Here is a 25,431-nt window from a genome sequence, read left to right on the forward strand (position 1 = left end):
TTTTATTATTTATTTTTTAAATTGTACTCGTTTTGCGTATACAAGTGAAGAGAAATTGCATGTATTAGCTCTATCTCACTCTTTAATAATTCATAGATCAATTTATGCCTTTTGAGAGTGTTCATTCCGATAAAGCTGTCAGATATCAATATTAGCTTGATATGTGAAGGTAGTGTTGAAGATGAAGCAAAATAATGATCAGCATGCTTTGCTGATTCATCGATAATGTTGATATCAATTACATCTATCGAATCGTGTATCTTTTCTTCTATCGTTTTAATAATATCCATAATGGTTTCTTTAAGCAACAATATGCTCCTCTTGTCATCCCAGTATCAGCTACTTGGATGACAATCGCAATTACTTATTCTCTTCTTTATTATCTATGTCTTGATAATCAGAATCTACTACTTTTTCCTCTTTATCATTTGGATTTCCTTCTGATGAAAAGCCATTTTCAGCACTATTTTGTTGAGATGCTTGATACATAGCTTCTCCAAGTTTCATAGATAATTGAGAAAGATTAGTGACTTTCTGCTGTATTGAATCAGCGTCATCAATGTTATCAGATTTACTAACTTCTTTTAATTCGTTAACTGCATTTTCAATAGCAGATCTATCTTCTGGTGAAACTTTATCACCATACTCTGTCAGAGACTTTTCTGTAGAATGGACTAAGCTATCCGCTTGATTCTTCACTTCAATAAACTTTTTGCGCTTTTCATCTTCTTGCGCTTTTTCTTCAGCTTCTTTTACCATGCGATTTATTTCATCATCAGATAAACCGCCTGAAGATTGAATGCGTATTTTTTGCTCTTTTCCAGTAGCTTTATCTTTTGCAGAAACGTGTGCTATTCCATTTGCATCTATATCAAATGTCACTTCAATTTGTGGCCTTCCGCGCGGAGCAGGAGGTATCCCTTCCAAACTAAACTGACCGAGTAGCTTATTATCAACTGCCAGTTTTCTTTCACCCTGATGCACCTTAATTGTAACAGCTGTTTGGTTATCTTCTGCAGTTGAAAACACCTGAGATTTTTTAGTAGGAATTGTAGTATTACGCTCAATAAGTGGAGTGAATACTCCTCCTAGAGTTTCAATACCAAGAGAAAGTGGGGTCACATCAAGTAGTAACACATTTCTTACATCACCTTGAATGATCCCCGCCTGTATTGCAGCTCCAATTGCTACAACTTCATCAGGGTTAACTCCTCTATGTGGATCTTTGCCAAAGAATTCTTTAACTTTCTCTATGACTTTTGGCATACGAGTCATGCCACCAACAAGAACCACTTCGCCAATTTGACTAGCAGATAAACCAGCATCCTCAAGAGCTTTTTTACAAGGAGCCATAGTCCTTTCGATTAAATCATTCACTAAGCTTTCAAGTTTTGCTCTCGTTAATTTCATATTTAAGTGTTTTGGACCACTTGCATCAGCTGTAATAAACGGTAGATTTATTTCCGTTTCCATTGCACTTGATAATTCAATTTTCGCTTTTTCAGCAGCTTCTTTGATTCTTTGCATAGCCATTGGATCATTTTTCAAATCAATGCCATTACTTTTCTTGAATTCATCTAGTAAATAACTCACTACTCCATTATCAAAGTCTTCACCTCCAAGATGGGTATCACCGTTCGTTGCTTTCACTTCGAAAACTCCATCACCTATTTCAAGTATTGAAACGTCAAATGTACCACCACCAAGGTCATATACTACTATTGTGTGCCCATGTTTCTTATCAAGACCATAAGCAAGTGCTGCAGCAGTCGGTTCATTTACTATTCTGAGTACATTTAATCCGGCAATTTTTCCTGCATCTTTTGTTGCTTGACGTTGAGAGTCGTTGAAGTATGCTGGCACTGTTATCACAGCATCTTTTACTTCCTCTCCAAGATAAGCTTCTGCTGCCTCTTTCATGTTTTGTAGTATAAATGCACCAATTTGACTAGGAGAATATTCTTTATTATCAGTTGTTTTAACCCATGCATCACCACTTTTTGCTGCAAATACTTTGTATGGTACACTTAGATTTTTCATCTCAGGATCACTATATTGACGGCCTATTAATCTCTTAGTAGCAAAAAAGGTATTACTTGCATTGGTGGTTGCTTGCCTTTTTGCTGGAGCACCAATCAACCTTTCTCCTGAAGAAGTCAATGCAACTATAGATGGAGTAGTTCTTGCCCCTTCTTTATTTTCTATTACCTTTGTATCCTTGCCCTGCATTATTGCAACACAAGAATTTGTTGTTCCGAGATCTATGCCTATTGCTCTTCCCATAATGAGTACCCCATTGTAAATATTATCTGATATAAGAATATATAAGTATAGGGCTCATTAATTACAAGCCCAATTTAGGTTTCTAATTAGTTATTAGAACTTAAAAGGCGCGAAAGCCACTTAGTCAGCCAAAAATTGCCTCGTAGTTTATTTGAATTATCAGCTTCTTCATTGCTGCTATCCCCAATTTGGTATCCAGAGTTCTGTAATGGCTTATAACCGTTTAAATTAACATCATCTCCTTGTTTTAAAACAAATGTATTTACATCTAAACTGTTATCAATACTAACGTTCAATGTAATATTAAACTCTTTTTCGATTGTAGAAACTGTATTGCGTTTGTTATTAAAAATGTGCGCTATAACTGCACTGTGTGCTACTAAATCAAAAGACTTATTTCGATTCTTGTTAGCAATATGTTGTAAATCCCTTAGTATTGATGAAACAATTACTTCGTTTGATTTTACTCTTCCAGTACCTTTGCAGTGTAAACACTCTGTAGTATTAATTTCTTGTATGTTTGGTTTAATTCTTTGTCTTGAAAATACCATTAAACCAAAGTCATTTATGTAGCTAAATTGAACTTTAGCTTTATCATCTTTAAACGCTTGCTTTATAGCAGACTCAACAGCTCTGCAATACTGATATTTCAACATATCAATAAAATCGACTACTATTAATCCTGATAGGCCCCTAAGATTCACCTGTCTTGATATTTCAGGTACTGCTTCCATGTTGGTTCTATAAGCTGTTTCTTCTATGCTATCTTCTCCTGTCATCTTTCCTGAATTTACGTCTATTGAAACAAACGCCTCAGTTAAAGTTATTATCAAAGACCCACCAGATGGCAATTCTACTCTATTGCTATATAACTCAGAAATTTGATCTTCGATTCCGTAGTAAGTAAAGATCGGAGCATAACCTCTATACAATCTATAGCGCAACTTACTACCTTTTAGTGCATTGTTAGCATATTGCCTAACTGCCTCAAAAGCTTCCTTTCCAGACACTATAACTTCTATACCATCGCTACAAAAATCACGAACAGATCTCATAATTACATCTGCTTCATTGTAAATTAATGATGGAACGTTTACAGAGAAGGCATTTTTTTGAATGCTCTGCCATAATGAGGATAAGTAATTGTAATCCTGCTCAATTTCTTTCTTATTTTTTCCTGAACCAACAGTTCTTACTATTAAACCTGACCTTTTTGGCAAGTTTATTGAACTCAGTATCTCCTTTAACTGCTTTCTGACATTAGCATCTTCAATTCTGCGAGACACTCCACCTTTACTCATGGAATTTGGCATGAAAACACAGTATCTACCCACTAAAGTTATGTATGTTGTAAATGAAGCTCCTTTATTGCCTCGTTCCTCTTTAGTTAGCTGAACCAATACTTTTTGATTTACTGAAATAACATCTTGTAATTTGTATTTTTTATATAAAGGTACCTCTCTTACAAAACCACTACCTGACTCGTTGACATTCTTACTAGCTGCAGAATCTGAAGAGACATTTGCTATGGTATCGTTCCCTTTTTCTGTATAATCGTCATTTGAGTAGCTCTCAAAGATAGTTTCCTTTTCTTTTTCTGGAATATTGAAGTAATCTAGAGATATCTCGGAAAAAGACAAAAAACCTTGCTTATTTTTTCCATATTCGATAAATACGGCTTGCAAAGAAGGCTCTATACGCTTTATATAAGCAACGTATATATTACCTCTTAATTGTTTTTTTTCCTTGAATTCTTGTTCAAATTCTACAACCTTATTATTAACTGACAAGGCAACTCTTACCTCATTAGAACAGGTGGAATTTTCTATCAATAATAACCTTTTACCACTATTTACCACTTATTTACCGTTTGCTTTTCATTCTGAAGTTAACTTCATGCTACTTAATGCACTGTTGATTGTCAAGAATTTTACGATCTGCATTATTCGGTTGACTTTTAGTGTTTTGCGTAATAAACTCGCATAGAATTTATTATATCATTATAAGTATGGCGAAAAAAAATGCTTCTTTGCTCGTTAAGTTAGTTAGCACTGCAATCAAGACAACAAAAACTGGTGAAGAAAAATCAACAGGTTATTTTTATGTAAAAAAGCGTAATCCAAAAAAGCTTACCAAAAAACTGGAGTTTAGGAAGTATGACCCAGTAGTCAGAAGGCATGTGTTATTTAAAGAAGAAAAACTAAAGTAATTTTTTTATAAGGGATTTTATTATTATGCAAAATTTACAATTAAGTTATCCTATAATAGTAGAGTTGGGGGATGTGAAAGATACAAAACTGAAATTAATAAAGGTCATTGCACAATTAATAAGTAAGAAGTACACAACACAGAAAAAAGCAGCAAACGCTCTAAAGATTGATCAACCTAAAGTATCTCAAATCAATAGGTCAAAAATCGAAGGGTTCTCCTTAGAATACTTGCTTAACTTATTGATTGTATTGGGCCAAGACATAAACGTAAGAATAAAGCATAATTCTAAACCTGCATAATATGTAAAGGACAAATAAATGCAGAACAATAAAACAGTAAGCTAAAAGGGAACTTATTACTCAACAAAACAAGACTTAAAATTTTGTGCAATGTTATTGATTATAGCTAGATATGCATCTTTTCCAGGCTCTATGTCTGATCCAATAGGATCAAGAACTACCATTTTTGCGTCATTAGAAAGAGCATTAGGCTTTATGCTGTCTTCCTGTGAATGAGCAAATATACATTTAACGTTTTCTTCCTTCATTATCTTTTTTAGCTTCATTAAACTCCTCATACCTATGTAAGAATCCTCTTCTATGGAAAGAATGGCACTTGGGTGATTTAAACCAAAATATTTTTCAAAATATTGATAAGCATCGTGAGTGACGATATATTTTTGATTTTTAAAATCATTCAGTTCTTTCATAATTTCTTTTACTTCTTGGTCTATTTTTTTTATAGCTTTTGTTGCATTAGAGTTGTATCGATGGGAATTTTCTTTATCTATGTTAGACAATGTTGCACTTACAGAAAGTATCATGCTCTTTGCATTTTCGGGACTCAGCCAAATGTGTAAATCTTTTTCATCTTTAATGTGAGTAATTTTTCTAGAAAATGAATGTGGCCGAGTAGGAAGTAGGTTGATTGCCTTTGACAATTGCACTAGTTCTTTATTATTTTTGGCGAAAGTTTGAACAAACGTCTCTAAGTTATCGTCAACATAAAATATAACGTCACTTGATTCTAAATTACTCGCATCAGATGGCTTTAATATATAATTATGCGCAGATGTTGCATAGCCAAGCAATTCCGGTTCTAAAATCCCTTCTGTAATAGAAGCTACAAGTGAGTGGATAGGTTTGATTGTAGCTACAACTTTTAAATTGGATGAAAAGGCGATATTATAGTATAGTGTAAATGAAAGTAATAGAAAAAAAGTCAGTAAATGTCTCATATAAACGTTGAGAAGAAGTTAAATTTTGTCAATAAATTGAATAATGTCAATAATCGTGTTCTAAAAATAGAAAATCTTGCTCTCACATATGATGGTAAAAGAATCCTTGACAATATCAATATGTTCATGGAAAGAGGAGACATAATTACAATACTTGGTCCAAATGGTGGAGGTAAAACCTCTTTAGTGAAAGCAATTGCTGGCATAAATAAAAGCTGTACCGGTAATATCGTATTTGCTGACAACATAAAAATTGGCTATATGCCGCAAAATTTTAGTATTAGTAATTTGATGCCAATAACAGTTGAATATTTCCTTTTAAATAGCTCCTTGAAAAGACTAAAGAAAAATCAATCCATTATTACAGAAACGATAGAGTTGGTTAGTATCGGTAACATTTTGAAGAATCAAGTGTTAGAAATTTCTGCAGGGCAAACACAATTATTGCTACTTGCACGTTGTTTAATTGCAGAGCCTGACTTGATCATTCTAGATGAACCAGTTAGTGCAATGGATATTAACGCGCGGGCTAAATTTTATGATATTATAAATAAAATAGCAAAAAAACGATTGGTATCGATTCTTATGACTTCTCATGATCTTAACTCTGCTCTACCATCCTCAGATTACATAATTTGTATAAATAATACTATCTATTGCCAAGGCAAGCCTGATGAGATTATGAAAAATAGAACCCTAAATGAAATATTTAGCAGTTACGCAGCGAAATGATTCAAAATATTTTGCGTCTTCTGCACATAACTACGGTGCTGACGCGTTACAATATATTACCTTATTTACTTCCACCATCAAAAAAATCAATAAATAAAATACAAGGCCACAAGCTAAAGTGTGCTCTTGAAAAATTAGGTCCGGTGTTCATTAAGTTTGGGCAGTCTATCTCATCACGTACTGATGTTTTAAATGAAGATATAACAAATAACTTGTTATTGATATGTGATAGATTGCCATCATTTTCACATAAAATAGCAGTTAAAACTATAGAAAGTGAGTTTAATTGTAAATTGAGCGACATTTTTTCAAGCTTTTCTGAAAAGCCAATTGCAGCAGCATCGATTTCTCAGGTGCATAGAGCGGTTACAACTGAGGGTAAGGAAGTTGCTGTGAAGGTTTTAAGGCCAAATATTGAGAAAACATTCTCAAGAGATATAAAAATGCTTTCTTGGCTTGCAGAAATTGCAGAAAAATTTAGCGAACAATCAAAAAGGCTGAGGCCAATTGAATTAGTTAAAACTTTTGCTGAAATTTGCCGATTAGAGTTAGATCTACGTTTTGAAGCTGCTCACTCTTCGGAACTAAAGGAAAACACAAAAAATGACAGAGGTTTTTATGTACCTGAAATAGATTGGAATAGAACTGCAAAAAAGGTTTTAACATTAGAATGGATAGAAGCAACGCCAATATACGAAGTTGAAAAACTGAATAATCATAAGCAAATAGCTATCAATCTTATAGAATCGTTTTGTAATCAGGTATACAGGGATTGTTTTTTTCATGCTGATATGCATCCTGGAAATCTAATGGTTGATAGTAATAACAATATTATTGCTCTGGATTGTGGAATCATGGGTAGAATAGATCGTGAGACATGCTATTACGTTATAGAGATACTCAAAGGCTTTTTAAATCGGGATTATGATCACGTTGCAAAAATGCACTTTAAAGCTGGTTACGTTTCATCACAGCATAGAAATTTTGTCACAGCTTGCAGGGCAATAGGTGAACCCATTATTGGGCAGCCTATACAGAAGATTTCATTTGCTAGTTTACTTGCTCAGCTATTAAAAATAACTGGTGATTTTGATATGAAAGTTCAAACACAATTGTTATTGCTGCAGAAAACTATGATTTTACTGGAAGGGACATGTAGAAAGATCTACCCAGAAATCAATATGTGGAAAGTAGTTGAAGCGTGGATAAGCAGTCAACATGAAAGTAAAATAGGGTATAGGGAAAAAATTAGAAGTTCTTATCCTGTAAAAACAATCCAAGGGATATTTAGCCTTATAGAAAAATTGAACCTAATAGCTGATAAAAAATTAGAAAACATCCAAATTAAAAATAAATCAAATGGAAAAGTCTATTTTTTATTGTGGTTTGTAATTATAATTCTAATCGTTAAACTTTTAATTTCTTAAACTATGGGAAAAAACTGCGTCAAATCCAATTTTTATTCAACTTAATTTTTAATCTGCAGGAGCCGAGTTGAGAATGTCCAATTTTCCACTTTCTTTATGTATCTGTTCAGCAGAGTGGCAAAATAAGGTAGACGAGAAAAGACAACTATAGGAACAAATGGGTGTCATGCCAGTGCGTGACACTGGCCTCCTGTTTCAATGTTAAACAAAATACCATAGAATTCAAAAAGACAATTCCTAGAAAATTTCTACATCCAAAAAAGGCATAAGTTATGTTAATGCTGTTTGAATGAGATGATATAAAGATAAGCCAAATTTTTACAAAGAAAACATTTCAAGCAGCAAGACACCTTTGATTGAAAGAGAGCACCAAATTTATGGGGTGAGTAACTGCGCTATTTCAACTATAGTATTTTCTAAAACGAATGATAAACGTCTAAAATGGTATTACCAACTAAAAGGTGTAAGTCTGTACATTGATGCATTAGAGGTCTGAGGCAACTTTTGATGGTGTGCCAACAATGCTCTATCGGATTTAGATCAGGTGAATATGTTGGAAGATAAAGCAAATGACAGCCAAAAGACTCTATTAATGACTTTGTTTTGGGAGTTTTATGGAATGTAGCATTATCCATAACTATGGTTGTATCACGCTGTAATTGTGGAAGTAATCTTCGCTCTAACCATACATTAAATATATCTTTATTACACCCTCCTGTGAAGGTCATTGGTGCAATAAACTTCTCATCCACCTATTATACTCACTCTTTCCCGCTTTTTTCCTGGAACATCAGCATATATTTTTTCTCCTCTTGGAGCTCGTGCATATTCTCGGTATAGTCTATTATCAACTCCTGCTTCATCTATATATAAAATGCTACAGTGGTCTATTTTTGAGACTTTATCGATAAATTGCTGCCTATCTTCTTGATTGCGCTCTTGATAGAATGTGACTTTTTTTAAAGGTTATTTTTAGCTGTCTTAATCTATACCAAATTGCACTTATCCCAAAGCCAAGGTTTTGTTTCATTTCTGCTAGTGTGTGATCTGGGTGTTTTTTGACATATTCTTTGAGTATTTCTGGATCTATTTTTCGAATAAAACCAGTACTTTTTACCGCTTTGAGACCTTGGCCAGTAGCTTTCTTTTTTAGCCATCTATATAGTGTTGCTATCCCTATCTCAAAAACCTCTGCAACTTCAACCTTTGACTTTCCTTTTTCTACCAAAGACACTGCTTTTTCCCTTAAATCTACACTATATACCATCGCTTTCCCTACTTTAAAAAAACATATTATACCTTTATCATTCGCTTTTGAAAATACTATAGTTAGCGGAATGACGGTTTTTCAAATTGTCGGTAAATCTAAGTCAGTTTAGCTATAATTTCCTAAATTTGCTCACAATCTCTTGACTTGACACATATGTTTTTTTCCCAAATGTTACTATCTTCCTCCTTTTCCTTTCTCAATTTGTGCAACCATTTCCTTTACATTTGCATGCGTGAGAAGGGAATTTTTGCTGATATGAGATTTTGGATCAGATTTTGCTGTTACGTGTTTCGTTGCAGATCTTTTATTCTCTGTTAGAAATGAATGAGATTGTTTTTTCTTCACACCGATATCCGCTTGTGCTGCTGGAGTGGTTTTGCTTTCAGCAAGCTGTACATTAGCATTTCCTTTTGCTTGATTTTGCTCAAATTTTTCTTTTAATGCCTTTACTTTACTGCCCATCTCGCGATTAGCTCCTCCTTTCATAGTAGCTGCTGCTACTTTTGGTATCGCCTTACCAGCAGCTTTTTGTGCTGATTTCCTATTGTCTTGATTTTCAGATTCTAGTGGTACTCTTTCAGCTGATTTTTTAAGAATTACTCCTACTACTTTTGGCTCTGTGCTTACTTTTTGATTAGCACGGCTTAGATTTTTAGGCTTTGGCGGTACTGCAGGTTTATCTTTGATTACCACTTTCGATTCTTGTCTAACTTCTTGACCAGTAGTAAACATTTTTTTTGGCACTTGCGGTGGTTTTGGTGGTACGAGGGATTGAGGTTGTTGTTTCTGCTTACGTTCTCTTTTTGCTTCTATATGTTCTTTAGGAACTGTTGCATAAATTGGCTCTTCTTTGGGCGATTTTGAACTCTGCGAATTTTCTATTAAAATTTTACTCTTCTTCTCTTGATAATTTGATATCTCTTTGTATACAGACTCTTCATTTAATGAACTTCCATAGCCTGAATCTTCTCTCTGCTCATATAAAGGATTTTCCTTTTGCTTTTTCTCTTGATAATTTGATATGTCTTCATATTCAGACCCCTGATCTAATGAACTTTCATAGCCTGAATCCTCAGAAGGATTTTCCTTAGCATCAGGCATACTAAAACTATTAGCTCCTTTTAGTAAAGAAGATGTAGACTTTGCCTTGCTTTCTCCATCTGAGGATATTTCTGATTTAAAGCGTACCTTCCTCGAATCTGGAGCAGCCGGAGGTGCTGTTGTTGGTCGCTTTATTTGCCTCATGCGATTACCACCTAATTTTTCTTTCGGCTGTTCTTCTTTTCGCAGCTCAAAAGTACCTTCCTTTTGCTTTCTACCTTCCAAACTCACTTCGTGTGATCTATCTTTTCCTTGACTCTTTTCACTTTGTTCTAAATTTAAAGAATCTTTTAAAATATTATTTTTTCTGAAATCTTTTTCTAATTGTTCCAAGAGATCAATTTTTTTTAAAATTCTTGTATACTTAGCTGCTGTTTCTAAAGTGAAACTTGACAACTCATCATTTACAAAATTACTTATACTACTGTTCTTGGTTGGAAAATTTTTTCCCAAAATTCTATTCATTAATGTTTTAAAAAGACCTAATGGCTGTTCTACATAATTGTTCAAGTCAGTATATATAACAAACTCAGCTATACCTTTTGCCTCACCTGTAAAACCTTCTAATGCATGAGATAAATCCCTTAACGTTTTGTTATATTGTTTCTCTGCATTTCCTAGCTTTACAGCTTTGATCAGAGAATCGAGATTTTTTTTATAGTTCTCACTTTTAAATGGATTATTCATACTAATTACAGCTCATTATTTATTAAAATATAGATCTAAAATATTAAGATCTAGTAAATATTACTTTTGTAATTCATGTAGAACTATAGCTATAATAAGTAAGATTTCCCTACGTCATACCGCCGCGGTATCTCCAGATCCCCCTAACAACTTACTATTACCCACAAATATGAGGTTCGTGAGCAAGTCGCCATCCTTCTGCTAAATCAAAGAGACGTTTATATCCTTTCCAAAGAGTAATTGGTCCTGGTTTTGGGTCATTTTTTCTTGCTAAATGGCCTCCAAGTTCATGAAACAGCTTCTTTTATGTTGGGAACTACACTTGGACATGGTTTTCTGTGTATTTTAACGTATAAAACTTTCCATTCTTCTTCAGCTAATAAGGTAGTACATGGTAATGTTGGGTTAGCTCTTGCAATTGATGTAATAAAGAAGATCCTCCAAGCAATAATACTCATAACTGTTAGATATCTCATTAGTCTTTCTGCTATTCCAAGCCTACATTCTTCAACTTTGAGACCGAATTTAAAATTTTATGTAATATCTCTATTTTCCATCTAAGGCAATACCAACTAATTTTTTCAACAGCTTCATCGAAAGTATTAACTGAAAGATTCGTTAATAGCATCCATTCTAGCGGTTTTTTTAAGGGAAGGGGAGTTTTCTCAACAACATAAACTGCATAAAGTGGTAATTTAGGTAGTTCTTCCGTCTTATGCCTAATATTATTCTTAGATGGATTCATCATAAACTTTCCAAATCTAACTTCCAAACGTGCTGTTCTTTTTGGCTTATTATCTTTTACAGGAACTTCAACTTCTACCGTACCTGCACAATGAGAGGATTTAATAAATGCCCATAACTTCTGCTCACCTTTTTCAGGATATCGAGATTTTCTATTTACTGCTCTATCTCTGCATGCTCTAACTAGCACTGCCGAATTAAGATTATGTGCAAGCTCAAAAAAGTCATATATATCTGCTTCTCTATCGCATACAGTTATAGTCTCAGTTTGAGTTGGATCAATAATATTATTTGTTTTTCTTAAAGTTTCCAACCACTTTACGCTTTCTTTATCTTCAATGCGATCGCTCTTTTTTTTAAGGTTCTCAGTTTCTTCAGGTCTTGAATAAACTTTTTGATCTAGTATCCCTAGTACCAAACCTTCTATACTAACGGCAAGAGCTGTATGCATTATAATACCTTTTGCAGTATCATAACTGGACAAATTTGCTAATCCGCTTGTTTTTTTATGGTTATTATATACAATGTAACTGGTATCTTGAATGACAAGAACCCTCTTGTGAGCTTTTGTTCTCTCAACCGTCTTATTAATATGTGTAGCTAAAATATCACTTTCTTTTACATTCTCATTTTGAAAAAAACGGTATGCTGCTTTTGCTTCTGACCAACTTCCGCATGCCTCATTAATTGAGCTTTCAGGTAAACTTATCAAACTATCAGCAATCTTTACTAATCGGTCAGTTAATCTTTTATCTCCAAATTCATTTTTAGCCCATTCACTACTTTTACTTGCCATTTTACACCCTCAATATTTGCAAACTTTAATATTGTAATATTTTACTTTTTAGTCCATTTATATTTGTGGGTAATAGTAAGGAATGACACCGTCTTGGATGGAAACCAGTGTCAGCTACTTTCATGACACCATCACAAGGTGAAACTGGATTCCAGTGGGCTTTGTTGCATCGCTCAAGTGAAAAGAACTGGCAGTTACTGACAAAATTCATTATAAATAGCCATTTAACTGTTGAAGAAAAAATATGCCACAAAAAATGAGAGTCAGTAACTGCCATGAATATAACAAATTTCTCCAAGAAAGAGGAAGCATTTTTTGTTATATCAATGACGCCATAGAAAATTGGTACGAGAATTGTCCAAAAATGCAGGGCGGCAACTATATTTATAGTGATAAAGTTGTGATTTTGGTGCATATAATCGTCAGTTTCTTTAGAATTGGTTTAAGACAAACAGTCGGGTTTATAAAAGGGTATTTGCAACAAATAGGAAGAGATTTGGCAGTTATCAGCTATTCACAAGCATCAAGAAGGTTTAAGAAACTTAATATTAAGATAAATGATTGCAGAAAATAATATGGAAGATATCGAAATTGCTATAGACAGTACAGGAATTAGTATATACAACAACACTCCTGGTCACAGCAAGGAAAATAGCACTGACAGAAAATATCGTGGCTATGAGCAAACGAGAAAATTGCACGTAATGTTGAATATAAACAACAAAAAAGCCATAGCTGTAAAATACAGTAACGGTGTCTACTCTGATCACTATGGAGCTTGTGATTTGCTAAAAGAAGTTGATTTTCAGCATGCCATAAAAGCACTATATGCAGATAGAGCATGTGATAGGCACAAGTTTTATAAGTTGTGTAACGAATATGATATAAAGACAAAAATTCCACCAATAAACAATGCGGCAGAACATCCAGAAATAGATTATATGTCTGACAGGAATGCTGCTATTAGGTTAATAAAATTATACGGTGAAGATGGCATGAAAGAATGGAAAAAAGAAGTAAATTATGGGAAAAGATCTTATATTGAAGGGTTTTTCTCAAGATTAAAGCAAATATTCGGATTTAGTTTTAGGAATAAATCTGAGATAAATCGAGAAAAAGAACTGCTAATCAAATGCTATTTGCTTAATAAATTCACTGATATTGGTATGGCTAAATTTGAGATAGTTACATGAATTTACCATAAATCACCATCTCATAAAGTGTGATGCAACAAAGCCCACTTGGATCCAGGAAAGTTTGCTTGTTTACAAGCAAACTAGCATAGAAAGTGGTTACAACGTTTTCGATGAGATTATATGGAAAACTGGATTCCAGTGTCAAGCACTGGAATGACATCACAGGGGCACTGGGATGACACCTTTACGTTTGAGGCAAACTAGCTATAACACTTAACATACTACCTTTGCAAACAAATGTTCATACAGTACGCGCTGGCGTTATTTTCTCTTGATGAATAAACCTCGGTAGAGTATAGTAGCAGTGCGTTTATATAGATTCTAATGAGTAGTTTAGTTTTGATTTATACAACTTTTTCAAATTTTGAAGAAGCTAAAACTATTTCTGAAGAATTGTTAAACGAGAAATTAATTGTATGTGTAAATATATTTCCCGAAGTGAATTCTCTGTATTTATGGGAAGGTAAAATTAGTAATAGTTGTGAAGTAGTAGCAATTATGAAAAGCAAAAATGATCAAGTTGATAAAATTGTAGAAAAAATTGAAGCAATGCATTCTTATGATCAGCCAGCTATTGCTGTGATGCCCATAGAAAAAGCAAATAAATCTTTTACTAATTGGGCTAATAGTGTTATTGATGTAAGTAGTATTGGGGTGTAGCCAAGTGGTAAGGCAGCGGTTTTTGATACCGCCACGCGAAGGTTCGAATCCTTCCACCCCAGCCATGTTGAAGTGGGTGTGAAATGATATCACTTTTCTATAAATTAAGATTATTGAATTATATATTAGGTAGTCTAAAAGATATAATTGTGAAACTGTTTCTCTTCACAATGTATCTTTACACATTCAGCATTGTGCTCATGTTTCTCAGCAATGGTTTTTGGTATGCTGTAGAATTTTGCTCTTTCAAAAATGCGTTTTACCGTTTGTTTCAATATTGCAAGTGGTATTATGAAAATAGGGAAGATCTCGGTTACGGAATTTCTATTCGAATATTAGTGGCGTTTCTTACTCCGCATTTTCTCTATAAATTATTACTTGGCACAGGCTGGAAGTCCTTTTTAAAGGAAAAGATAATACAGATACTCAACACAAGAAGAAAAAAGGGTAGTGAGTTCAGTAACAGTAGCAAACCAAGTGGCAGTAGTTATAGTGATAAGAATAATTACAGCAATAACAGTGGTAACAATGAGCGTCAAGCTCAAGATGCAAAGCGAAAAGTAAACATGATAAAGCAGCTATTAATCAAAGATATAGAGGCAACTATAGATAGGAGATTGAATTATATTTTTTTCGGTAAAAGGAGTAAACCTCATTAAGTATATAAAAAGGCTTTATCTAGTAAGGCTTTTTAAGGTTGGCTGTATTTTATTTTTTACGTATACCGGATCACAATCAGCCAATATACATGTGTGCACAAAATCTTGACTAAAGTCTGATAACCAAGAAATTGCCTTACGTTTTTCTACCAAGCTTTCTGTTTTTTTGCAGTGACTTGCTGCATCAATCATTGCCTGCGCTATTACTGATTTCCACAGCAAATAATACCTTTGTATATCATCTGACGTACTATTTGTTTCATAGTGGTTAAAAAATTCTTTAAAATTGAAGTTGTTTGACATAATGATACCTCTTTGGATTGAAATTTGAAATGATTTGAGTTTATGTCGCCACAGCAGATTCCGCTAACAAGCAGCGGGATAACGAATTACTTAACCGTCATTACACCGTCATACCGCGATTCATTCGCGGTATCTCAGCCGCTAACAAGAGATCCCGCTAACAAGCAGCGGGATAACGAATTACTTAACCATCATTACACCGTCATACCGCCGCGGTATCTCATCAGCTAACAAGCAGCGGGATGACGGTTGTCGTTTAGCCATAAACATTAAGAAATTTACCAAATAAAAAAAAGGCAAAAGAAGCCCCGTGGTTATTATCCGCTTTAAAATATTGGCGTTTTTTATGTTTTAAACGCTTGACAAGCGAGATTCAGCCGCTTTTAATTGCAACTAACTTACGCTGCAAATGTTTAAGAAATTTACTAAGCAGAAAAAAAGACAAAGAATCCCCAAGTTAGCTAGTCTTTTACTATCTCTGTCGAGTATTGGCATTTTTTGATGTCTTGTAACGCTTTATAAGCGCGTTCAGCTTATTTAGATAAAAATCTAGATGTAGATGAAGTTTTGTAAAGACATACAGTATCTATATACTGCAAAAAATTGAACATAAGACGCCGATACATTAAGTAATCCTTACCTTTTAATCTGCAGATTGGCGAAAGCAAATACAATAGCTTCAGTTTCATGATAAGGGGGCTGGCGAGGTTTGTCAAGGAAGTTTTTTTGTTTCTGCGGGCTACCTGGTTTTTCTACTGAAATTTTGAAAAATGTAATCTACTCCTATATTCAAATATATCAAGCAGTAATTCAAAATCAGCCATTGCGCCTTTTGCGTTATTATACGCGAGATTGAGCAGCTCTTTGTCCTGATATAAATCAGCAAATTTAAATTCCATACATCCTGATTGTTTTGTGCCTAAAATATCTCCACTGCCTCTTAGCATCATATCCCTTTCAGCAATGTAAAATCCATCTTGTGACTCACACATGATCTTTAACTTTGAAGATGAGCTTTTACTTAAATTATCGTATAATAATACACAAAAAGATGGCTTGTTTCCTCGCCCTACTCTGCCTCTTAACTGATGCAATTGTGATAACCCAAATTGCTCTGCATTTTCTATAATCATGATGGTTGCATCTGGCACATCTATACCAACTTCTATCACAGTGGTTGCAACAAGCAGAGAAAATTCATTCCTTTTGAAGGAAAACATAACTTGATCTTTCTGCTCCTGAGTCAATTTTCCGTGTATTATCCCGACTTTATCAAGAAATGTTTTTTGTAATTCCTGAAAACGCATCTCTGCTGCAGCAATATTGGTCTCTTCGTTTTCTTCTATATATGGACAAATCCAATATGCTTTTTCGCCCCTGTTTATAGCACCTTTTAGCTTTTCAATAACATCTGGCACCCTACTAATGTTCATAGTTACAGTTTTTATTGGCAATCTGGATTTTGGTTTTTCTTTCAAAATTGAACATTCAACGTCACCATACATAGCTTGCTGCAAAGTTCTTGGAATGGGAGTTGCAGTAACGAAAAGTATATCGGCATTTTCTCCTTTTCCTACCAAGCGATTTCTCTGCATCACTCCAAATCGCTGTTGCTCGTCTATGACTGCAAGCCCTAAATTTTTAAATGTAACGTTAGCTTGAAATAGTGCATGAGTGCCAATCACTATATTTAAAACACCACTTGCAAGTTCGTTCATGATAATCTTTCTTTCCTTGCGCGAAGTTTTACCAGTAAGCAGCGCAACTTTTATATCGGTACAGGATAAAACTTCCTCAATCCAATTATAATGTTGCTCCGCCAAGATAGTAGTCGGTGCCATTAGAGCTGCCTGCATGTTGTTTTCTACCACATTTATCATTGCAAAAAGTGCAACTACGGTTTTGCCACTACCAACATCACCTTGCAGCAAGCTTATCATGCGATACTTGGATTTTTGTCTCTCTGAGATCTCATCTATTGCACGAGTTTGATCATTTGTTAATTGAAACGACAATTCATTTAAAACTTGCTCTTTGTATTTACTCAATATTATAAATTCTCTTCCCCTTTCTTTCACATGATTTTTTCTTGCAAGTTTCAGCGCTAGCTGATACGCAAACAATTCATCATAAGCAAGCCTTTTTCTACAAACCTCAGCTTCCACCAATGAGCTTGGTCTGTGCAACTTTATGATGCTTTCCCTCCAACTTAACCATTTTTTTTGCTTGATTAATGTATCATCTATCCACTCTGGTAAATCAGGCAATTCCTTTAGATTAGAGCTTATTATGTTCCCAATGCGCTTATTGGTAATGCCACGGCATAATTGGTAAACTGGCTCTATGCAAGCTATTTTTTTAAATTGGTTGATGTCAAGCGACACGTAATCTGGATGAGTAATTTGCCAATGTTCAGCAAATTTTTCGAGTTTGCCACTGATGATCACATTCGCTCCAATTGGAAATAGTTTATATAAATACTTAACTGAGTAATTAAAAAAGACTATGAATATATACTGACTCTCACTTTCAACGACTATTTTATATGGTCTACCTCTAAAAGTGGGCGACTGATGCTCATAAACTTTTGCAATGAAAGTTGTAAATTCTCCAACTCGAGCATCAGATAGTAACTTGCTTCTATCCACATAACTAAGTGGCTTATAAAACAGCAGATCCACCACCTTGTCCCCACCACAAAGTTTAGGCAATATTGCGGAATGGAACTTAGGTATATTCTCCAGCCTGCTATTTAGAAAAATCTGATTGCTCATTGAGATTCATACATGTGTAAAACTGTTATAGAGCCTTTTTAAAATCTTGTCACCTTATGGTCAGGTATGCACTATAGCTAGCACAGCTCTCTAACGTTATACCGCGATTCATTCGCGGTATCTCAGCCGCTAACACGTAACGGAATGACGAATTTGTTGTTTTTAAAATCATCGGTAAGCCTAAGTTACCCCTAACTATATTTGCTATCATAGGGCTTATAGTAGGTATTTTATTAACTTATTAATCATTTTTATGTATTATTATACTATCAGCAGTCTATATCAAGGTATTCATAATGAGTAGCTCTATATCAGAAGAAAAGGAAAATCCAGTAGTTACATTAAGAGCTCAAGCAGAAAAGTTTGGTTTTAGCAAGTTAAGAGCTGGTAAAGACAATGCTGAAGCGAATTCTGGTAATACAGCGTTCTTAGATTTTCAGAGAAAGGATTTTGTTATTAACGGCAAAAGTATAAGTAGAGATTTGATTGCCGAGCTATACAAAGAACATGATAGTTTACTGCCAAAAAGTGAAGGTAAAAATGAAGACTACCGCCCATTTGCAAGAAAAGTTTTTAAGGAGATGTTCAAATACGCTAAGGCAGAAGTTCCAAGTGACTCTATCTTGGAAGAATTAGTTATCAATTGTAATCAAGCAGGATATGAAGCTGGTGTACATATAGAGTTTCAAGGTGCACTTAGCCAGCATTCATTCATAATAGAAAGACCTGAAAAAGTGATAAGTATTGACTGTGTTAGCCAAAATAATGTGAGTGTTAAATCTGATATGACATTACCAATATTTTTCCAAAGGAGTGACGGTACATTCGGTGACAAGGTGTGTGATCTATCCAGCTCACTAGAATTCACGCTTAAGTCTCAAGATGATAAAAATGTAACATACACAAATGGTAACTTGTCACTTACTGTTCCTGAGAGACTGAAGGACTATAATATAGGTGATAAAAGCTTATTTGACATTATAAAAGAATACTTTCAGAAATTGTGCGAGAGGCTTGGATTTTTTAAAATAAAAATAGAGCATGGTTTAGGCGATCCACTAGAAGTAAGCGACCATCTGGAAAATATGGAACCCCCTATTCGTAGTAATGAGCACGGCCTGAATTAAAATATCTTGAGCTTGTTTGCACAATCAATCACTTCAGCATTTAGAAATTGTTTTTTAAACCAGGTATACTGACGTTTCGCGTAGTGTCTTGTGTTTGTTTGAGCAATTTGTATCGCTTCGTCTAAAGTAATCTCACCTTTCAAGTACTTTATAATTTCTGGCACTCCGTGTGCTTTCATAGCTGGCAAATGTGGGGCTAGGTTCATGCTAAGTAGCTTTTTTACTTCATCAATTGCTCCATTTTCAATCATTGTAATGAAACGAGAATTTATTTTTCGGTATACATCTTCACGTTTAGGCAGAATTGTATATATCTTAAAATTATTGAATAAAGGAGGCTGTCTATTCTCTTGCCATACAAAAATTGACTTGCCAGTTTCAGTGATAACTTCAAGTGCCCTTGAAAGGCGGTGCGAGTCATTCATGAACACTTTACCTTGAATCCTTGGATCTTTGCTTAGCGCTAATTTGTAAAACTCCTCTTTACTTAAATTTTTCCTGAGCTCACTTACGTTTTTTCTCACTTTCTGACTTATTTGTGGCATTGATGATAAGCCTTTGATTAAACTGCTGATGTAAAGCCCGCTTCCTCCAGTGATGATAGGTATTTGAGCATTTTCTAATGCGTGATTAACTTCTTTTTCTAAATCTTCTAACCATAGACCCACGGAATAATTTTCTTTTGCTGAAACATAACCATATAGTTTATAAAATACTTCTTGCTTTGGTGGTTGAGCAGTAATTATGGGAATTTCTTCATATACCTGCTTTGAATCACAATTTATTATACTAATATTTCCATATTTTTCTATCAGGTTATCGCATAATTCTGATTTACCTGAGGCCGTAATTCCTGTAATAATTACTATATTATTTTTCATTTATATTAATTTAATTAACATATGATAAAGTGTAGTAAAAGTTTGGATTCTACAATCTAAAGTTTGGAGATTTTTATGGCAGAAAACAACGACAATAATTCATTTACTAAGCGTTTCACAAACAGGACTCCTGGCGGTACAGGGGAAGGTTTTTCCAGTAAGTATTCGTCTCAAAACACCAAAGAACGGGCATTAGGGGAAAAAGGAAAAATTTCTGAATTAGCAGGCAAAAAAACCGAATCCAAGGAAGCTTTTTCTGAAAGTGGCGGCATAAAAAGTAAAAGCAGAACTGTCAATGAAAGATCTTTTGCTGATGCAACAAAAAGAAGTAGGTCAGATCTTGTATACTTAGTCCGTGGTAAAGATCGTGGAAAATCAGCGTGGCATTATGTGTTAGTTGATAAAGAGAAAAGAGAAATGTTTCTAGCAAAAAGCAGAACTGGCTCTATAGATGTTGCAGACTATGGAGAGATTTTGTATTCAGGATGGGGAGAGGATCCACCACAGGCAATAATTGATAAAGTCAATGAAGAGTTTGGGTTGTAGCAAATCTGCATAACAAATGGTAAGCTGCGTTGCATTACGTTTACAAAAACTAGCAGTTACTATATAAGATACAGTGCAACAAAACTGATCTAGTTGTTATGAATAAGTTTTTAGCTATATGGTATCTAAAATAATAAATGCAATACAGAACAATTTATTAGTGTGTTTTCCAACAGAAACAGTGTATGCTCTTGCTTGTAATGCACTAGATAATGAATCTATAGGAAAAATATATCAGATAAAGAAACGCTCTCAAAATAAACCACTGTCTATATTTGTTAGTGATATTTACAATTTGACAAAAATAGCAAAGGTAAAGGAAAGATATATTGATTTAATAAACCACTTTTCTCCTGGACCAATTACCTATATTTTACCACTTAAAAACAACAACATATTGCCAAACGAATTCTTTAAAGATAGTATAGGTATCAGAATTCCTGAGCATCCTATTGCAATTTCAATACTAAACAAACTGAAAGTTCCAATAGTTGCAACTAGTATAAATATTTCAGGAGAAAAAAGTGTATGTAAGGCAGACGATATACCACAATCCATTAAGCAACATTTATCTGCAGTGATTGAAGATGACGAATTAGTTTCTGGTATAGAATCTACTATTATTGACTTAACCGAAGATAAGATTAAGGTTTTAAGGGAAGGTGCAATTTTATTACAAACAGTAAACAATGCATTTTCAAACTAAGATCTATAGGAGAAAGAATGAAAAAAGTAATAGGTCACAACCAGGCCAAAAAAAAATTAATGAACAACTTATCTGTTCAGTCTTGGCTGATCTGTGGTAAAAAAGGTATAGGAAAAGCAACACTTGCAAAATCCTTCTCCAATTGGTTACTCATAAAAAGCTATAATGAAGTAGCATTGGACTTACACATTGTTGAAGGTGATACTATCGGAATAGAAAAAGTCAGAGAAATGAAAAACTTTCTACACTTAAGTCCCATTCAATCAGAACACAAAATAGCTATAATAGATAGCTTAGAGGCAATGACTAATAACGCTAAAAACGCAATATTGAAAATATTAGAAGAGCCGCCAAAAAATTCTAAGATATTTATAATTAGCCATAAGCCATATGATATACAAACCACTATCTTGTGTAGGTGCTTTCAGCTGAATTTACTCCCATTAACTTATGATGAAACAAAGCAAGTTGTTTCATCTCAATGTAAATTTGATGATCAAATATTTGATGAAATCATTACTTTATTTCCTGGAATGCCAGGAATGATAATAAATGCAATAAGTAGTGATGCTTATGAAGCATACAAGTGCTTTTATAAATTTCTTCATGATTTAAAGAATCCCAATATGATTAATAAAGTAATTAATAGCGAAATCGAACTAGAACTAGCATCATATATAATTCAGGCCTTCATTTTAGAAAGCATAAAGAGAGAGGTAAATGATGTTGAAATTCTGCTAAGTCAGTGGAAAAAAATAGATGAACTTTTTGTTGTTGCTAAGCAACTCCACTTAGATAAAAAGCATGTTTTAGCTAATGTAGTTAATATCATGACATAAGTTTACAAAGTATAATACTTTTAACATAAATTCATGATAAAATCCTGTTAATTTAATACTTGAAGTATATAATTTGACTGATAATAAATTAACTGTATGGCAATCAATAGAAGTTTTGACGAAAGCTATACTGAATATGCAGAAAGAATTGAGTTCAATCAAGAATATAGCTTTAGACCAGGACGTCACCTTAGAAAAAGGAAAGGAGTTATTAAGTGGCATCTATGAGGCAAATTTTAAGCTAAACAAGGCAATCAATATAGCCACTTTGCCAAAAATTGGCTATCATATGCTAAATGGTGAGTTTGTTGTACGTAATCATATCACGGAAGAGGAAGTAAGGATTCCTAGAGATTTTCATTACCTTAAAGTCGTAAAATCCGATCATGATAATTATAAATTAACGTTTTGTAATTTTTTAGGTAATGAGTTTTTTGAATATAAAAAGTATGATCCACAATATTCTGGCGTTTCAGATGAATATAAGTTTGTGGATTTTGGTAGTGTAAAAAAGACTCATAATCTAAAATTTAAGGAATACGTTGGTCATGCACCTAAATTTTTTGCTGCAGAAGGGCCTATTGAGCCTGGATCCCAAAACCATGTAATTGATCTATTTGAGCTAGTCAAAAGTGGTAAAGGTAGAAAAGTGGGAACCTTTGCTGATGAATTTGGTTATTTTGATGATCAAAATAAATTACATTATTATAATTATCACAAAAGTGTAGAAAGTAATACTTATGATCCTGAAAATTTCAGTGTAAAAATGATAAATATAGATGTGAGCAAAATCGATAAATTCTACCTCATTGCAGAACAAGGTGATATAATCATTCATCCTATTTGGGAAAATTTAGACATATTTTAAAGTTTTTTTTAGAGTATCTAAGCTTATTGTTATTATAATGATCCGATTAGGTCTGGTAGTATTGTGTTATGGAAGATAAATTGCTTGAATCAGTAAAAAACAAAAGTTATTTCAGTAAAGCAGTCGAATGGTACTGCCATAGGTATCTGTTTTGTGTAGTAGAAAGATCTTGGATGGCATTAATAGTATCGCTTCTCCTAGTATGCTTATGTTTATTAACATTAAACATATACCTGTTATTTCCTGTTAAAAAAGATTTAAATTTTGTGAAGTATATGAACCACACAGAAGATGAGTTCTCTGCAATGCATAAGCTTAGTTTCAGTAAAAAGGAAGATGAATACACTTCCACAGCGAGGTACTTAATAAGTAAATACATTGAAGTATACGAGTCCATTAAGACCGTTGAACCGAAGTACCAAGAAAATTTTATAAGAAACAATTCTATACATAAAATCCATCAAGGCTTTCAGGAAAAAACGAATAATGAAGCTGTTTCATCCAAAAGAAAAATTACCAACATAAACGTAATAACATTATCTATTGACCGATCGACCAAGGACCTAGTTACATTTGCTGGAAATGCTACTGTAGTTTTTACAACCGAGCAAAATAAGGAGGATACTGTGGAGATTAGCTTCACTTTGTCGAATATAAAAGCAACTCTGGCTGGTATAATACCATTTAAATTTATTGTTAATGGTTATAAATACAGATTTTAAAATATTACTTGGTAGCTAAAAAAAATAACCAAAGTGCATGTAGCAGTAATAACTGGAGGTAAAACTAGAAGAATTGGTGTTTTTTTAATAAAGTAATTCTGAGAAGGTTTTAAGAAAAAGGCGTTGTAAATTATCGGTAAAAAGTACAGAGCGTTGAGTATAGTACTAACAATTAACACTAGAGTTACAAACACAGAAAGTATTACATTGCCAGAGTTGAAAACAGCTTGAAAAATGAGAAATTTACCCCAAAAAGTCGGAGCAGGCGGCACCCCTATCATAGACAACGCACCTATAGCAAATGCTGTCATGCTAATTGGCATACTGCGTCCTATACCGTAAATCTTATCTATATACTTCTCACCTGCTCTTGTTATTATTGCTCCTGCAACGAAAAACAAAGTGATTTTTGCAAATGCGTGGCAAACTAATTGGAAAATTGCAACCCTCATGCTGAGCTCACTAAAAATTGAAGCGAATAATATAATATACGACAATTGAGAGATGGTAGAGTAAGCAAGCAATTTTTTTAATTCTTTTTGCTTTAATGCAATCAATGATGCAGTAATAATAGTAAATCCAGCAGCGTACGGAAGCCACCCTCCAGCAAACCAACTTTGCTGCGCAAAACGTTGCATGTTACCGATACCGAAAGTGTATAATATAACTTTTATGATGATGAAAACTCCGGATTTCACAACAGCAACAGCATGCAGTAGTGCGCTTACAGGAGTTGGTGCAACCATTGCTTTTGGTAACCAAAAATGCATTGGCATTAATGCAGCTTTTCCTATTCCGTAAATCAGCATAGCAAAACACACTGCAATGAAAGTGATGAGTGAAGTATCAAATTTGAATATTCCACCACTTACAAAGTCTAAAGTATGAAATTCATTATATAAAAGGCCTATTGCAGGAAAAAACAATACCAAAGAAGAGAAAAATAGCACGCCAAAGTAATAGCGCCCTGCAATCATTGATTCATTTGTTGAGTTGTAAGTAACCAGAGGGTATGTACTAATAGTTAGAAGCTCATAAAAGACAAATGTAGTGAGCAAATCTCCAGAAAAAGCAATAAACATTGCACAGCTAATTGATATTGAAAAAAAGCATAGAAAACTTGAGTGATTGCTATCAGCATAGTTATTCTGCATATAACATATTGCATATATACTGGTCAGCACCCATAAAAACGATATTAATAAACTGAATATTACTCCGGTAGACTCTAGCTTTAAACTAATGTGCAAATTATTACCAAAATCCATGAGGATAAATTGAGAATGATCACCATACACCCAATATAAAGTGCACAGACACGTATACGTAAACAGAAGTACAGAAGAAGTGACAGTAATACTATTGTTCACTCCGGGCCATTTACCAGTAAAAAAAATAACTAACGCACTTAAAAGTGGAATCAACGCAGTAATTAATAAATAATTCTCAGTAATTGAAAATGGTAAGGAAAGATACATTAAGATATAGTCCATTAAATTTTTTGTTTAGGTAAAGCTAGAATTATACTAAAATCATAGAAAAACTGCTATGTTTTTTTAGTTGTTGCATATGCTATAGCTATACTGCCGCGGTATCTCTAGATCCCGCTAACACGTAGCGGGATGACGAATTTGTCGTTACGTCATACCGCGATTCATTCGC

The 25,431-nt window shown here is 33.9% G+C and carries 26 protein-coding genes, 1 tRNA gene and 1 pseudogene; 16 read left to right on the forward strand and 12 right to left on the reverse strand.

The window, feature by feature from the left end; all coding sequences use genetic code 11:
• Nucleotides 1-5 precede the first annotated feature (5 nt).
• From ABWU40_RS04925 to ABWU40_RS04935, 3 genes are all read right to left on the reverse strand, one after another.
• A complete protein-coding gene (locus tag ABWU40_RS04925) occupies nucleotides 6-290 on the reverse strand; it encodes a BolA family protein (RefSeq protein ID WP_007549117.1) in 285 nt (94 codons plus the stop codon).
• Between the two features lie 70 nt (nucleotides 291-360).
• Nucleotides 361-2,283, reverse strand: coding sequence for a molecular chaperone DnaK (gene dnaK / locus ABWU40_RS04930; RefSeq protein ID WP_353279152.1), 1,923 nt, complete (start codon nucleotides 2,281-2,283; stop codon nucleotides 361-363).
• Nucleotides 2,284-2,369: 86 nt separating this feature from the next.
• Nucleotides 2,370-4,142 carry a ribonuclease E/G gene (locus ABWU40_RS04935; RefSeq protein WP_007549119.1) on the reverse strand — a complete coding sequence of 591 codons (1,773 nt, stop codon included), beginning with the start codon at nucleotides 4,140-4,142 and terminating at the stop codon, nucleotides 2,370-2,372.
• Between the two features lie 149 nt (nucleotides 4,143-4,291).
• Between ABWU40_RS04935 and rpmG the strand changes: the two genes are divergently transcribed.
• Together rpmG and ABWU40_RS04945 are read left to right on the forward strand one after the other, a co-directional pair.
• A complete protein-coding gene (gene rpmG / locus ABWU40_RS04940) occupies nucleotides 4,292-4,492 on the forward strand; it encodes a 50S ribosomal protein L33 (protein ID WP_015589280.1) in 201 nt (66 codons plus the stop codon).
• A 25-nt stretch (nucleotides 4,493-4,517) separates the two neighbouring features.
• Nucleotides 4,518-4,793: a helix-turn-helix domain-containing protein gene (locus ABWU40_RS04945; protein ID WP_010082632.1), complete on the forward strand. Its 276-nt coding sequence runs from the start codon at nucleotides 4,518-4,520 to the stop codon at nucleotides 4,791-4,793.
• A gap of 56 nt (nucleotides 4,794-4,849) precedes the next feature.
• On the opposite strand, the gene ABWU40_RS04950 is transcribed toward ABWU40_RS04945, so the two are convergent.
• Complete coding sequence (locus ABWU40_RS04950; protein WP_012673303.1) at nucleotides 4,850-5,731, reverse strand: zinc ABC transporter substrate-binding protein; 882 nt, start codon at nucleotides 5,729-5,731, stop codon at nucleotides 4,850-4,852.
• Between ABWU40_RS04950 and ABWU40_RS04955 the strand changes: the two genes are divergently transcribed.
• Complete coding sequence (locus ABWU40_RS04955; protein WP_015589282.1) at nucleotides 5,723-6,463, forward strand: metal ABC transporter ATP-binding protein; 741 nt, start codon at nucleotides 5,723-5,725, stop codon at nucleotides 6,461-6,463. The two genes, ABWU40_RS04950 and ABWU40_RS04955, sit on opposite strands and share 9 nt — an antisense overlap.
• Entirely contained in the window at nucleotides 6,460-7,890 is a 1,431-nt protein-coding gene (gene ubiB / locus ABWU40_RS04960; protein ID WP_012673305.1) for a 2-polyprenylphenol 6-hydroxylase, read from the forward strand. The genes ABWU40_RS04955 and ubiB overlap by 4 nt, the downstream gene beginning before the upstream one ends.
• Nucleotides 7,891-8,306: 416 nt before the next feature.
• Here the strand turns inward: ubiB and ABWU40_RS04965 are convergent, their stop codons facing one another.
• The 4 genes and pseudogenes from ABWU40_RS04965 to ABWU40_RS04980 form a co-directional block, all read right to left on the reverse strand.
• Nucleotides 8,307-8,642, reverse strand: a complete 336-nt coding sequence (locus ABWU40_RS04965) for a transposase (protein WP_049973597.1) — start codon at nucleotides 8,640-8,642, stop codon at nucleotides 8,307-8,309.
• Nucleotides 8,643-8,809: 167 nt separating this feature from the next.
• Nucleotides 8,810-9,157 (reverse strand): IS630 transposase-related protein, encoded by a 348-nt coding sequence (locus ABWU40_RS04970; protein ID WP_022626382.1) that lies wholly within the window; start codon nucleotides 9,155-9,157, stop codon nucleotides 8,810-8,812.
• 177 nt (nucleotides 9,158-9,334) lie between these two features.
• Nucleotides 9,335-10,948: a hypothetical protein gene (locus ABWU40_RS04975; protein ID WP_141457261.1), complete on the reverse strand. Its 1,614-nt coding sequence runs from the start codon at nucleotides 10,946-10,948 to the stop codon at nucleotides 9,335-9,337.
• 157 nt (nucleotides 10,949-11,105) lie between these two features.
• Nucleotides 11,106-12,488 (reverse strand): annotated as a pseudogene (locus ABWU40_RS04980) (IS4 family transposase).
• Between the two features lie 122 nt (nucleotides 12,489-12,610).
• Here ABWU40_RS04980 and ABWU40_RS04985 point away from each other — a divergent pair.
• The 6 genes from ABWU40_RS04985 to ABWU40_RS05010 all read left to right on the forward strand — a co-directional run bounded on the left by ABWU40_RS04985 (nucleotide 12,611) and on the right by ABWU40_RS05010 (nucleotide 15,003).
• A complete protein-coding gene (locus ABWU40_RS04985) occupies nucleotides 12,611-12,748 on the forward strand; it encodes a hypothetical protein (protein ID WP_179943636.1) in 138 nt (45 codons plus the stop codon).
• Complete coding sequence (locus tag ABWU40_RS04990; RefSeq protein WP_141456678.1) at nucleotides 12,733-13,062, forward strand: transposase; 330 nt, start codon at nucleotides 12,733-12,735, stop codon at nucleotides 13,060-13,062. The genes ABWU40_RS04985 and ABWU40_RS04990 overlap by 16 nt, the downstream gene beginning before the upstream one ends.
• Entirely contained in the window at nucleotides 13,046-13,681 is a 636-nt protein-coding gene (locus ABWU40_RS04995; protein ID WP_081600764.1) for a transposase, read from the forward strand. The genes ABWU40_RS04990 and ABWU40_RS04995 overlap by 17 nt, the downstream gene beginning before the upstream one ends.
• Nucleotides 13,682-14,008: 327 nt before the next feature.
• The gene (gene cutA, locus ABWU40_RS05000) at nucleotides 14,009-14,344 is read left to right on the forward strand and encodes a divalent-cation tolerance protein CutA (protein ID WP_015589221.1); all 336 of its coding nucleotides are present in this window, start codon (nucleotides 14,009-14,011) and stop codon (nucleotides 14,342-14,344) included.
• Nucleotides 14,335-14,409: transfer RNA gene (locus tag ABWU40_RS05005), tRNA-Gln, on the forward strand. Before cutA ends, ABWU40_RS05005 begins: the two co-directional genes overlap by 10 nt.
• A gap of 135 nt (nucleotides 14,410-14,544) precedes the next feature.
• Nucleotides 14,545-15,003, forward strand: coding sequence for a hypothetical protein (locus tag ABWU40_RS05010; RefSeq protein ID WP_022626355.1), 459 nt, complete (start codon nucleotides 14,545-14,547; stop codon nucleotides 15,001-15,003).
• 15 nt (nucleotides 15,004-15,018) lie between these two features.
• Here ABWU40_RS05010 and ABWU40_RS05015 read toward each other — a convergent pair whose 3' ends face one another.
• On the reverse strand, nucleotides 15,019-15,306 hold the full coding sequence (locus ABWU40_RS05015; protein WP_007549783.1) for a hypothetical protein: 288 nt from the start codon (nucleotides 15,304-15,306) through the stop codon (nucleotides 15,019-15,021).
• Between the two features lie 752 nt (nucleotides 15,307-16,058).
• Nucleotides 16,059-18,080 (reverse strand): ATP-dependent DNA helicase RecG, encoded by a 2,022-nt coding sequence (gene recG, locus ABWU40_RS05020; RefSeq protein WP_015589220.1) that lies wholly within the window; start codon nucleotides 18,078-18,080, stop codon nucleotides 16,059-16,061.
• 296 nt (nucleotides 18,081-18,376) lie between these two features.
• On the opposite strand from recG, the gene ABWU40_RS05025 reads away from it, so the two are divergent.
• Nucleotides 18,377-19,207, forward strand: coding sequence for a hypothetical protein (locus tag ABWU40_RS05025; protein WP_141457209.1), 831 nt, complete (start codon nucleotides 18,377-18,379; stop codon nucleotides 19,205-19,207).
• Here ABWU40_RS05025 and miaA read toward each other — a convergent pair.
• Nucleotides 19,204-20,088: a tRNA (adenosine(37)-N6)-dimethylallyltransferase MiaA gene (gene miaA / locus ABWU40_RS05030; protein ID WP_006280293.1), complete on the reverse strand. Its 885-nt coding sequence runs from the start codon at nucleotides 20,086-20,088 to the stop codon at nucleotides 19,204-19,206. The two genes, ABWU40_RS05025 and miaA, sit on opposite strands and share 4 nt — an antisense overlap.
• 75 nt (nucleotides 20,089-20,163) lie before the next feature.
• On the opposite strand from miaA, the gene ABWU40_RS05035 reads away from it, so the two are divergent.
• The 5 genes from ABWU40_RS05035 to ABWU40_RS05055 all read left to right on the forward strand — a co-directional run bounded on the left by ABWU40_RS05035 (nucleotide 20,164) and on the right by ABWU40_RS05055 (nucleotide 23,769).
• Nucleotides 20,164-20,634: a hypothetical protein gene (locus ABWU40_RS05035; protein WP_015589217.1), complete on the forward strand. Its 471-nt coding sequence runs from the start codon at nucleotides 20,164-20,166 to the stop codon at nucleotides 20,632-20,634.
• Between the two features lie 118 nt (nucleotides 20,635-20,752).
• Nucleotides 20,753-21,340 carry an L-threonylcarbamoyladenylate synthase gene (locus ABWU40_RS05040; protein ID WP_141457207.1) on the forward strand — a complete coding sequence of 196 codons (588 nt, stop codon included), beginning with the start codon at nucleotides 20,753-20,755 and terminating at the stop codon, nucleotides 21,338-21,340.
• Nucleotides 21,341-21,357: 17 nt separating this feature from the next.
• Nucleotides 21,358-22,179 (forward strand): AAA family ATPase, encoded by an 822-nt coding sequence (locus ABWU40_RS05045; RefSeq protein WP_141457205.1) that lies wholly within the window; start codon nucleotides 21,358-21,360, stop codon nucleotides 22,177-22,179.
• A gap of 73 nt (nucleotides 22,180-22,252) precedes the next feature.
• The gene (locus ABWU40_RS05050) at nucleotides 22,253-23,047 is read left to right on the forward strand and encodes a hypothetical protein (RefSeq protein ID WP_015589214.1); all 795 of its coding nucleotides are present in this window, start codon (nucleotides 22,253-22,255) and stop codon (nucleotides 23,045-23,047) included.
• Between the two features lie 68 nt (nucleotides 23,048-23,115).
• Nucleotides 23,116-23,769: a conjugal transfer protein TraJ gene (locus tag ABWU40_RS05055; RefSeq protein ID WP_353279153.1), complete on the forward strand. Its 654-nt coding sequence runs from the start codon at nucleotides 23,116-23,118 to the stop codon at nucleotides 23,767-23,769.
• Here ABWU40_RS05055 and ABWU40_RS05060 read toward each other — a convergent pair.
• Nucleotides 23,766-25,262, reverse strand: a complete 1,497-nt coding sequence (locus ABWU40_RS05060) for a proton-conducting transporter membrane subunit (RefSeq protein WP_041573531.1) — start codon at nucleotides 25,260-25,262, stop codon at nucleotides 23,766-23,768. The two genes, ABWU40_RS05055 and ABWU40_RS05060, sit on opposite strands and share 4 nt — an antisense overlap.
• Nucleotides 25,263-25,431 lie beyond the last annotated feature (169 nt).

This window comes from Wolbachia endosymbiont (group A) of Cydia amplana (genome assembly GCF_964028495.1).
Lineage (GTDB): Bacteria > Pseudomonadota > Alphaproteobacteria > Rickettsiales > Anaplasmataceae > Wolbachia > Wolbachia pipientis.

Coding starts and splice junctions, on each gene's coding strand:
- cutA (WP_015589221.1), top strand. CDS start 14,009: ATGAGTAGTTTAGTTTTGATTTATACAACTTTTTCAAATTTTGAAGAA.
- dnaK (WP_353279152.1), bottom strand. CDS start 2,283: ATGGGAAGAGCAATAGGCATAGATCTCGGAACAACAAATTCTTGTGTT.
- ABWU40_RS04995 (WP_081600764.1), top strand. CDS start 13,046: ATGATTGCAGAAAATAATATGGAAGATATCGAAATTGCTATAGACAGT.
- recG (WP_015589220.1), bottom strand. CDS start 18,080: ATGAGCAATCAGATTTTTCTAAATAGCAGGCTGGAGAATATACCTAAG.
- rpmG (WP_015589280.1), top strand. CDS start 4,292: ATGGCGAAAAAAAATGCTTCTTTGCTCGTTAAGTTAGTTAGCACTGCA.
- ABWU40_RS04955 (WP_015589282.1), top strand. CDS start 5,723: ATGTCTCATATAAACGTTGAGAAGAAGTTAAATTTTGTCAATAAATTG.
- ubiB (WP_012673305.1), top strand. CDS start 6,460: ATGATTCAAAATATTTTGCGTCTTCTGCACATAACTACGGTGCTGACG.
- ABWU40_RS05025 (WP_141457209.1), top strand. CDS start 18,377: ATGAGTAGCTCTATATCAGAAGAAAAGGAAAATCCAGTAGTTACATTA.
- ABWU40_RS04990 (WP_141456678.1), top strand. CDS start 12,733: ATGCCACAAAAAATGAGAGTCAGTAACTGCCATGAATATAACAAATTT.
- ABWU40_RS05010 (WP_022626355.1), top strand. CDS start 14,545: ATGTTTCTCAGCAATGGTTTTTGGTATGCTGTAGAATTTTGCTCTTTC.
- ABWU40_RS05045 (WP_141457205.1), top strand. CDS start 21,358: ATGAAAAAAGTAATAGGTCACAACCAGGCCAAAAAAAAATTAATGAAC.
- ABWU40_RS04950 (WP_012673303.1), bottom strand. CDS start 5,731: ATGAGACATTTACTGACTTTTTTTCTATTACTTTCATTTACACTATAC.
- ABWU40_RS04985 (WP_179943636.1), top strand. CDS start 12,611: ATGACACCATCACAAGGTGAAACTGGATTCCAGTGGGCTTTGTTGCAT.
- ABWU40_RS04945 (WP_010082632.1), top strand. CDS start 4,518: ATGCAAAATTTACAATTAAGTTATCCTATAATAGTAGAGTTGGGGGAT.
- ABWU40_RS05040 (WP_141457207.1), top strand. CDS start 20,753: ATGGTATCTAAAATAATAAATGCAATACAGAACAATTTATTAGTGTGT.
- ABWU40_RS04970 (WP_022626382.1), bottom strand. CDS start 9,157: ATGGTATATAGTGTAGATTTAAGGGAAAAAGCAGTGTCTTTGGTAGAA.
- ABWU40_RS05035 (WP_015589217.1), top strand. CDS start 20,164: ATGGCAGAAAACAACGACAATAATTCATTTACTAAGCGTTTCACAAAC.
- ABWU40_RS04925 (WP_007549117.1), bottom strand. CDS start 290: ATGGATATTATTAAAACGATAGAAGAAAAGATACACGATTCGATAGAT.
- ABWU40_RS05055 (WP_353279153.1), top strand. CDS start 23,116: ATGGAAGATAAATTGCTTGAATCAGTAAAAAACAAAAGTTATTTCAGT.
- ABWU40_RS05060 (WP_041573531.1), bottom strand. CDS start 25,262: ATGGACTATATCTTAATGTATCTTTCCTTACCATTTTCAATTACTGAG.
- ABWU40_RS05015 (WP_007549783.1), bottom strand. CDS start 15,306: ATGTCAAACAACTTCAATTTTAAAGAATTTTTTAACCACTATGAAACA.
- miaA (WP_006280293.1), bottom strand. CDS start 20,088: ATGAAAAATAATATAGTAATTATTACAGGAATTACGGCCTCAGGTAAA.
- ABWU40_RS04975 (WP_141457261.1), bottom strand. CDS start 10,948: ATGAATAATCCATTTAAAAGTGAGAACTATAAAAAAAATCTCGATTCT.